This is a genomic window from Nonomuraea sp. NPDC005501, from assembly GCF_040605905.1.
In the GTDB taxonomy this organism is placed as follows: Bacteria; Actinomycetota; Actinomycetes; order Streptosporangiales; family Streptosporangiaceae; genus Nonomuraea.
The window spans coordinates 19,981-28,957 of record NZ_JBEXDT010000104.1 but is presented as its reverse complement, the minus strand read 5'-3'; the positions used below and the strand labels follow the sequence as shown (position 1 = coordinate 28,957).

9 protein-coding genes are annotated in these 8,977 nt (G+C 74.2%); 5 read left to right on the top strand and 4 right to left on the bottom strand.

Annotation, left to right across the window (positions count from 1 at the left end; all coding sequences use genetic code 11):
- Nucleotides 1–65 precede the first annotated feature (65 nt).
- The 4 genes from ABZS51_RS35765 to ABZS51_RS35750 are packed head-to-tail and all read right to left on the bottom strand — an operon-like array spanning nt 66 to nt 3,707.
- The gene (locus ABZS51_RS35765; RefSeq protein WP_355450718.1) at nt 66–1,289 is read right to left on the bottom strand and encodes an ABC transporter permease; all 1,224 of its coding nucleotides are present in this window, start codon (nt 1,287–1,289) and stop codon (nt 66–68) included.
- Nucleotides 1,286–2,113, bottom strand: coding sequence for an ABC transporter ATP-binding protein (locus ABZS51_RS35760; protein WP_355450715.1), 828 nt, complete (start codon nt 2,111–2,113; stop codon nt 1,286–1,288). The genes ABZS51_RS35765 and ABZS51_RS35760 overlap by 4 nt, the downstream gene beginning before the upstream one ends.
- Entirely contained in the window at nt 2,110–3,168 is a 1,059-nt protein-coding gene (locus tag ABZS51_RS35755) for a peptidoglycan-binding protein (RefSeq protein ID WP_355450713.1), read from the bottom strand. Before ABZS51_RS35755 ends, ABZS51_RS35760 begins: the two co-directional genes overlap by 4 nt.
- Nucleotides 3,165–3,707: a hypothetical protein gene (locus ABZS51_RS35750; protein WP_355450710.1), complete on the bottom strand. Its 543-nt coding sequence runs from the start codon at nt 3,705–3,707 to the stop codon at nt 3,165–3,167. The genes ABZS51_RS35755 and ABZS51_RS35750 overlap by 4 nt, the downstream gene beginning before the upstream one ends.
- A 159-nt stretch (nt 3,708–3,866) precedes the next feature.
- On the opposite strand from ABZS51_RS35750, the gene ABZS51_RS35745 reads away from it, so the two are divergent.
- The 5 genes from ABZS51_RS35745 to ABZS51_RS35725 all read left to right on the top strand — a co-directional run bounded on the left by ABZS51_RS35745 (nt 3,867) and on the right by ABZS51_RS35725 (nt 8,971).
- A complete protein-coding gene (locus tag ABZS51_RS35745) occupies nt 3,867–4,520 on the top strand; it encodes a response regulator transcription factor (protein ID WP_355450707.1) in 654 nt (217 codons plus the stop codon).
- Entirely contained in the window at nt 4,517–5,734 is a 1,218-nt protein-coding gene (locus ABZS51_RS35740) for a HAMP domain-containing sensor histidine kinase (protein ID WP_355450704.1), read from the top strand. Before ABZS51_RS35745 ends, ABZS51_RS35740 begins: the two co-directional genes overlap by 4 nt.
- 22 nt (nt 5,735–5,756) lie before the next feature.
- Entirely contained in the window at nt 5,757–6,353 is a 597-nt protein-coding gene (locus ABZS51_RS35735) for a CoA pyrophosphatase (RefSeq protein ID WP_355450701.1), read from the top strand.
- A gap of 251 nt (nt 6,354–6,604) precedes the next feature.
- Nucleotides 6,605–7,324 carry a lysophospholipid acyltransferase family protein gene (locus tag ABZS51_RS35730; RefSeq protein ID WP_355450698.1) on the top strand — a complete coding sequence of 240 codons (720 nt, stop codon included), beginning with the start codon at nt 6,605–6,607 and terminating at the stop codon, nt 7,322–7,324.
- 45 nt (nt 7,325–7,369) lie between these two features.
- Entirely contained in the window at nt 7,370–8,971 is a 1,602-nt protein-coding gene (locus ABZS51_RS35725; protein ID WP_355450695.1) for a penicillin-binding transpeptidase domain-containing protein, read from the top strand.
- Nucleotides 8,972–8,977: the final 6 nt, after the last annotated feature.

Here is an 8,977-nt window from a genome sequence, read left to right as displayed (position 1 = left end):
GGCCGTACCCGGAGCCCACGGCTCCCCGGCGGCGCGCCCGGTCGCGCCCGGACTGACGGCGGCCCTCAGGTGGCGGCCAGGGCGACCGTCGGGGACAGGCGGGCGGCGCGCATCGCCGGGTAGATCCCGGCGATCGTGCCGATGACCAGGGTGGCCGCGACCGCCCCGCCGATCGCCCACGGCGGCACCACCGCCGGCCAGCCGCGCGCCAGCGCGTAGCCGGCGCTGGCCAGCGTGCCCAGCGCCGCCCCCGCGATCCCGCCGAGCGCCGACAGCAGCAGCGACTCGGTCAGGAACTGCACCCGCACCTGCCCCCGGGTCGCGCCCAGCGACCGGCGCAGCCCGATCTCCCGGCGCCGCTCCAGCACCGAGATGACCATCGTGTTGGCCACCCCGACGCCGCCGACCAGCAGCGCGACGGCGCCGAGGCCGAGCAGCAGGTTCGTGAACGCGCCCGCCGCCGCGGCCCGGGCGGCCAGCGCGTCGGAGGGCCTGCTGACCTCCACCTCACCCGGGTTCTCGGGGTTGACCGTGCGGGCCAGCACGTCCCGGACCGCCTCGACCGCCTCCTCCGCCGACCGCTCGTAGATCGTCGTGGGGTGACCCCCGAACCCGAGGAGGCTCTCCGCGGCGGGGAAGCCGACGAGCGCCGAGCGGTCGATCTCCGGTGCCAGCGGCATCGTCCGCAGGATCCCGACCACCGTGAACCACCGCCCGCCCGTCCAGACCCGCACGCCGGTGCGGTCGATGCCGAGCCGGGCGGCGGCCTCGGAGCCGAGGACGACGGCGGGCCGGCGCTCGGTGGCGGCGTTCAGCCAGGCGCCCTTCGCGACGCTGCCCTCCAGCGTGGTGAGCAGCTCGGTGGTGGCGGCCTGCACGGAGATGCCGCTGGTCACGGCCTCGGGGATGCGGTCGGTACGGCGGACGGTCGCCTTGACGGAGCCGGTGGCCGAGGCCGTGCGCACCGGGCCGACGCGCTTGACCATGTCCACGGCCGTGACGGGCAGCTCGGCCTCCTCGCCGAACATCGTGCGCCCCGGCGACACGGTCAGCAGGTTGGTGCCCAGTCGGTCGAGCTGCCGCATGAGCTGCTCGCGGGAGGACGACGAGATGCCGATGACCGCCACCATGGTGGCGATGCCGATGGCGATGCCCAGCGCCGACAGGACGACCCGGGTGGGACGGGCCCGCAGCCCGGCGGCCCCCACCCGCAGCACGTCGGCCGGGCTCAGCCGGGCCGGCCTCGGCCCGCGCGTCGCGGGCCCGCGCTTCGTCGATCTCCGGCTCATCCTCGATCCCCCTTCGTGATCTCGGCCGGCGGGGCGGTCCCGTCACCCTCGTCGCCGTCGATGCGGCCGTCGAGCAGGCGCACCCGGCGGGGGCACCAGGCGGCGATCTCCGAGTCGTGCGTGATGATCGCGATGGTGGTGCCGGCCGCGTGCAGGTCGCGCAGCACGCCGAGGACCTCGGCGCCGGCGCCGGAGTCGAGGTTGCCGGTGGGCTCGTCGGCCAGCAGCAGCCGCGGGTCGCCCGCGACGGCGCGGGCGACGGCCACGCGCTGCTGCTCGCCGCCCGACAGCTGGTACGGCCGGTGGCCCAGCCGGTGGCCGAGGCCGACCCGTTCCAGGGCGGCGGCGGCCCGCTCGCGCCGGACCCGCCGCGGGGTGCCGGTGTAGAGCAGGCCGTCGGCCACGTTGTCCAGGGCGCTCAGGCCCGGACCGAGATGGAACTGCTGGAAGACGAACCCCAGCGTGCGGCCGCGCAGCGCCGACAGCTCGCGGTCGGACAGCGTGGCGACGTCGTGCCCGTCGACCCGGACGGTCCCCGAGGTGGGCCGGTCGAGGGTGCCGACCATGTGCAGCATGGTCGACTTGCCGGACCCGGACCGGCCGACGATGGCCAGCAGCTCACCGTCGGCCACGGCCAGGTCCACGCCGCGCAGCGCCCGCACGTCCCCGGGGTAGACCTTGGTCACGCCCCGCAGCTCCACCACGTACGACACCGCGCCCGAGCCCGATGCCGAGCCCGATGTCGCGCCGGATGCCGCACCGGATTCCGCGCCGGATTCCGCGCCGGAGCCCGCGGCGAGGCCCTCGGAAAGGGTGCCGGTCATGTGGACGGCACCCCGACCTTCATGCCCTCCGCCAGCCCGGCGCCCTCGACCTCGACCCGGCCGCCGCCGAACGCGCCGGTCCGCACGCCCACGATCCGGGTCGCGCCGCCCTCGACCACCTCGACGCCGAACCCGCCCTCGCGCAGCGCCAGCAGCGCCTCGACCGGCACGGACAGCACCCCCTCGCGCCGCTCGCTCTCCATCTCGACCTCCACCGGCGCCTGGTCGAGGCGGGTCCTGGGTGTCCTGGCCAGGGTGATGTCGACGTCTACGGTGACGTTCTTGTCCTGGCCCTGTCCGCTGGTCTCGGCGACCGTGCCGACCGAGGTGATCTTCCCGGAGACGCGTTCGCCGCCCGGCAGCTCCACGGTGACCTTCGCGCCCTTGCGGGCCAGCGCCTGGTCGTCGGCGTCGAGGTCCACGTGGACCAGCCGCCGCACGCCGCTGACCGTCAGGGCGCGGCGGCCCGGTGCGAGCCGGTCGCCCACCTCCACGGCCGCGTCCGTGACGCGGACGACCGACGGCAGGAACACCACCTGCGACGCGTCCACCCGTCCCGTCTCCGGGAGCCCCCGGTCGTCCTGCCACTCCTTGACCGCGAGGTAGGTGGCGTAGCTGAAGTGCTCGTCCACGGTCAGGTAGTCGCCGTGGCCGAGGGCCTTGAGGTTGCGCTCCAGCTGCTCGACGTCCGGCCCGTCGGAGACGCCCTGGTGCAGCTCCCGGTACAGCGGCAGCTTGCCGTACATGAGCACGACCGGTTCGCGGTCCGCCGACAGCAGCGCGTGGCCGCGGCGCACCACGGCCCCCTCTGCGGCCACCCACGTCACCGTGCCCGACGCGCCCGTGCTCACCTGGCGCTCGCCGGAGTAGGTGAGCGCCCCGGTGACGGTCTTGGTGTCCACGAGGTCCTGCCGGGTGATCTCCGCCGTCGCCGGTACGGCCTGCCGGGCGGGGGCCGCCGCGCCGGTGCCGCCGTCGCCGAGCACGGCCACGGCCGTCCACGCGGCGGCCACGGCGAGCACCCCGGCTCCGGTGAGCGCGAGCCCCTTCCTCATCGGGGGCCGCCGCCGGGCTCGAACTCCTTGCACGCCTCGTGGGCGGCCTTGACCTTCTCCTCGGCCGTCCCGGGCTTGATCTTGATCTCGATCCGGCCGTCGGTGGACGGGTCCGCCATGTCGATGCCGTTCTCGCGCATGCACTGGGCGAACTTCAGCGCCTGGTCGCGCGCCTTCGGATCCATCTTGCCCTTGGCCTCGCCGACCGCGGCCTCCATGAAGTGCCCGCACGCCTTCTGGGCCTCCTGCATCTTGGCCTCGTCGCCCTTGCGGGACTTGATCCGGATGCCGCCGCCGGGCTCCGGGTCGTCCATCTCGATGCCGTGCTCCCGCATGCACTGCGCGAACTTGAGCTGGGCGTCCCTCGGGTCCATGGAGGGCGCGGCGGAGGCGGGCGCGCCGCCGGTGCTCGCGGTCGCTCCACCGGTGCTCGCCACGCCGGCCACGCCGTCCCCGGCCGGTGTGCCGCCACCGCACGCGGACAGGCCGGACAGGGCCGCCGTCGCGCAGACGGCCGCCAGCAGGTATCGCAGGTTCATCGCTGTCACTCCTTCGCGGGCGCCGCCGGACGTTCGCCGCGGCGCGAGGCCCACTCCAGCGAGGCGGGTGCTAAACGGCGATAAGCCGCCCCAGGCGCCCTTATCCGCCGCTAACACCAGATCCGCCAAGGTCAGTGGGGAACGGAAAGGGGGCACCGGATGCGGGTGCTCGTCGTGGAGGACGAAGAGGAGCTGGCCGACGCCATCGCGCGCGGGCTGCGGCTGCACGCCATCGCGGTCGACGTGGCCTACGACGGGCAGGAGGCGCTGGAGCTGGCCGCGTACGTCCCGTACGACGTGGTGGTGCTGGACCGCGACCTGCCCGAGGTGCACGGCGACGAGGTGTGCCGGGAGCTGGCGGGAGGCGACGCGGCGGGCCGGGTGCTCATGCTGACCGCGGCCGGCCGGGTGCGCGACCGGGTGGACGGGCTCACCCTGGGCGCGGACGACTACCTGATCAAGCCGTTCACGTTCGCCGAGCTGGTGGCGCGGATCCGGGCGCTGTCGCGCCGCTCCCGACGGGACGGCCCGGCGCCGCTGGAGCGGGCGGGCGTGCGGCTGGACCCGGGCCGCCGCACGGTCACGCGCGACGGGCGTCCGGTCGCGCTGAACCGCAAGGAGTTCGACGTGCTGCACGCGCTGCTGCGCGCGGACGGGCGGCTGGTCACCTCGGCGCAGCTGCGCAGGAGCGCGTGGGACGAGTACGCCGACGCCGCCAGCGGGGTGCTGCGGGTCACGCTCACCTCGCTGCGCAGGAAGCTCGGCTCTCCCCCTCTGATCGAGAACCTCCCGGGCCAGGGGTACCGGCTGTGAGGGCGCCCCTCGGCCGGTGGAGGCCCCGGCGGGACCGGCCGCCGGGCCGCGTCCGGCCGTGGCACCGGCTCGGGCTGCGGATGCGGCTGACGATCCTGTACGGCGGGCTGTTCTTCCTGGCCGGGTCGCTGCTGCTGTGGTCCACGTACCTGCTGACCGCGCGGGCGCTGAGCCAGCAGTTCTCCCTCGGCTTCACGAAGATCGTCACCAGCAAGCCGCTCGTGACGGTCACCCAGGCGCCGTCCGACGACCTGGTGTTCCAGCAGGTGAAGGGGGACGTGCGGCAGCGGGCCGCGACCGTGCTGGACGACATGCTGCGCTCCTCGGCGGCCATCATGGTGCTGCTCGGCGTCCTCGCGGTGGTGCTCGGCTACCTGGTGGCCGACCGGGCGCTGCGCCCGCTCGACCGGGTGACCGAGACGGCCCGCAGGCTCTCCGAGAGCACCCTGCACGAGCGCATCGCGCTGGACGGGCCGCCCGACGAGGTCAAGCGGCTGGCCGACACGTTCGACGCGATGCTCGACCGGCTGCACCGGGTGTTCGAGGGGCAGCGGCGCTTCATCGCCAACGCCTCGCACGAGCTGCGCACCCCGCTGGCCATCAACCGCACGGTGCTGGAGGTGTCGCTGGAGGAGCCGGCCGCCTCGGAGGACCTGAAGGCGCTGGCGCGGGCCCTGCTCGGCACCAACGCCCGCTACGAGCGGCTCATCGAGGGGCTGCTGCTGCTCGCCCAGTCCGAGCAGGAGCTGGGCGTGCGCAAGACCGTGGACGTGGCGCAGGTGGCGCGCATCGTGCTGGAGCAGCTCGACCTCGCCGGGCGCAGGCGGCCCCTCACCCTCCACACCGACCTGCGCCCGGCCCTCGCGCTGGGCGACCCGCTGCTGATGGAGCGGTGCCTGTTCAACCTGGTGGAGAACGCCGCGAAGTACAACGTGCGCGACGGCCAGGTGTGGGTGCGGGTGCGCCCGGAGGCCGGCCACGCGGTGGTCGAGGTGGACAACACCGGGCAGACCGTCCCGCCGTACGAGGTGGAGGACCTGTTCGAGCCGTTCAGGCGGCTCCAGGGCGACCGGCTGCGCTCGGCGCGCGGCTCGGGGCTGGGGCTGTCGATCGTGCGGGCCATCTGCGACGCGCACGCCGGCACGGTCACGGCCGAGGCCCGCCCGGAGGGCGGCCTGAGCGTCACCGTACGGCTGCCGGAGGCGCCGCCCTGAGCCGCCGTGCGATCCTGGGCGGGTGCTTCCCCCGATGGACGAGCTGCGCGAGCTGGTCGCCGCCCGCCTGGCCGCCTTCCCCCGCCGGGAGGCGCCGCCCGCCCCCGGCGTCCGCCGCGCCGCCGTCACCGTGTGCGTGCTGGAGGACGACGCCGGCGACCCGTACACGATCATGATCCGGCGCTCGCCGCACGGCCGCAACGCGGGCCAGTGGGCGCTGCCCGGCGGCCGGCTGGACGACGGCGAGCAGCCGGTCGAGGCGGCGCTGCGCGAGCTGGCCGAGGAGACCGCGGTCAGCGGCGTGCGGGTGGCGGGGCTGCTGGACGACTACGTCACCGACTCCGGGTTCGTGATCACCCCGGTCGTGGCCTTCGGCGGCCGGCAGCGGCCCGTGGCGGACCCGCGCGAGGTGGCCTCGGTGCACGCCGTGCCGCTGGAGCGGTTCCTCGCGCCGGGGGTGCCGCGCTGGAGCGCCGGGCTGCTGCAGATGCCGCTGGGCCCCTCGATCGTGGTCCACGCGCCGACCGGGGCGATTTTGTGGCAGTTCGCCGAGGTGGCGCTGCGTGGCCGTGAGCTGCGGGTCTTCGACGTCGCGCAGCCACACTGGACCAGGACCTGACCGAATCTTTGGGCCCGGTGGAATACGCCTCACCGGATGTCCGTTAGAGTCATGAGGCCGATGTGGTCTGTGTCCCCCGGGCCGCAAAATACCGCCTTCACGGAATACCGTTCGGCTGGAGCCGTGTTGTGCATCTCGCCGAGGAGGCGACCGCCACATCGGCCTCATCAGCTTTTCCAGGCGCCCCGGCTCCGGCCGGGGCGCCTGCCTTATGGTGGGGTGGCCGACCGACGATCAGCCAGGAGAGCCCATTGCTGTACCAAGTGGTCAAGTTCGCCGCCACGCCGCTGGCCCATGTGATGTGCCGCCCGCACATCTCCGGCGCGGCGCACGTGCCCAGGACGGGCCCCGCGATCCTGGCCGCCAACCACCTGTCCGTCCTCGACTCGTTCCTGCTGCCGACGCTGCTGCCGCGGCCCGTGACGTTCGTCGCCAAGAACGAGTACTTCTCCGGCAACCCGGTCTCCGGCTGGTTCATGCGCCTGGGCGGCAGCCTCCCCATCGACCGTGACAGCGCGCACGCGGCGCAGGCCATGCTCGACGCGGCCACCGAGGTGCTGGAGCGCGGCGAGCTGTTCGGCATCCATCCCGAGGGCACCCGCTCTCCCGACGGCCGCCTCTACCGCGGCAAGATCGGCGTGGCCTGGCTGGCGCTGCGCACCGGCGCGCCGGTGCTTCCCGTCGCGCTCAGCGGCACGGAGAAGGTGCTGCCGGTCGGCGCCAAGGTGCCCCGCCCCGCCCGGATCGGCATCCGGATCGGCGAGCCCATGACGTTCGACGGCGACCACACCAAGGCCCGCGACCGGCGGCAGGTCACCGACGAGATCATGGCCGCCATCCAGAAGCTGTCCGGCCAGGAGTACGTGCCCGCCTACGCCGCCAGCGTCAAGTCCTCGGCCAACGGGTCCCCCGAGGCGGGGACCGAATCCAAGATCGTCGCATCGGACCCGGCGGGCGGCGGGCCCGGCTAAGCTCGTGGACCCAGCAAGCGCTGCCGAGGACCAGGGGGCTGACCAGTGGCGCGTGGCCGTACCATCGCGATCGTTTCCGGCATCACCGTGCTGGTCGTGGGCGCCGCCGGGGGCGGCGCCTACTACCTGCTGCGCACCCAGGGCACCCCGGCGGAGACGGCACAGCGCTTCGCCGCCGCCTGGCAGGCGGGTGACACGGCGGCCATGCGGGCCCAGCTCGCCGCCCCGCAGCCGCTGACCGCCTACGACCAGATGCGCACCGCCCTGGCCGTCGAGTCCACACAGGTGAGGCTGGGCAAGGTCACCGAGACCGACGACCGGGCCCGCGTCCCGTACACCGCGACGCTCAGGCTCAAGAACATCGGCGAGTGGACCTACGAGGGACGGCTCGACCTCAAGGTCGCCGACCGTGCCTGGAAGGTGGACTGGACGCCGGCCGCGCTGCACCCGTCCCTGACGTCCGGCGCGTCGTTCACGATCAGGACCAGCTGGCCGGAGCGGGCGGAGATCACCGACGCCGACGGCGGGCGCATCGACGACGGCAAGGCCGGCGGCTCGGTGCAGCAGCTCGTCGGCTACCTCGACAAGGCCACCAAGAAGGACGTCGCCAAGCTCGGCAGCGCCTACAAGGTCGGCCAGGCCGTGGGCCGGGGCGGGCTCCAGGAGACGTTCCAGAAGAAGCTCGCGGGCACCCCCACGACCCAGATCCAGGTCGCCGGCAAGACCCTGCACACCATCGAGGGCACCGACGGCGAGCCGGTCAAGACCAGCCTCGACCCGCGCGCGCAGGCCGCCGCGGTCGCCGCGGTCAAGGACGTCAAGAAGCCCACCTCCATGGTCGCCGTGAAGGCGAGCACCGGCGAGATCCTGGCCGTGGTCAACAACGTGGGCGGCTTCAACCGGGCCCTGGACGGCCGCTACCCGCCGGGCTCCACCTTCAAGGCGGTCACGGCGATCGGGCTGCTCGCCGCGGGCGTCTCACCCCGCGACTCGGTCACCTGCCCCAAGTACGCGACCGTCGGCGGGCTGAAGATCCGCAACTCCGAGGAGGAGGAGTTCGGGTCGCTGTCGTTCCTCGACTCCTTCGCCCACTCGTGCAACACCACGTTCGCGCCGATGGCCGAGCGGCGGCTCGGCGCCGACAAGCTGCTGGAGACGGCGGAGTCGGTCGGCTTCAACCAGCCGCTCAACATCGGCGTGCCCGCCACCAAGGCCAGCGTGCCGCGCGCCCAGTCCGACGCCGAGCTCGCCGCCGAGGCGTTCGGGCAGGCCCGGATCACGGCCAGCCCCCTGTCGATGGCGTCGGTGGCCGCCGCCATCGACGACGGCACCTGGCGCCCGCCGACGCTCGTGCCCGGGCTCCCGCAGAAGGCCGAGGAGCATCCGCTGCCCGACGGGGTCAAGGAGTCCATGCACGAGCTGACCGCCGCCGTCGTCACCAAGGGCACCGCCAAGGGCGCGGGCCTGCCGGCCGGCACCCACGGCAAGACCGGCACCGCCGAGTACGGCACCGGCGAGAAGCTGGAGACGCACGCCTGGTTCATGGGGTTCAAGGACGACGTGGCGTTCGCGGTGGTGGTGGAGGGCGGCGGCACGGGCGGCAAGGTCGCCGCGCCGATCGCCGCCGCCTTCCTCCGCGGCCTCTGACCCTGG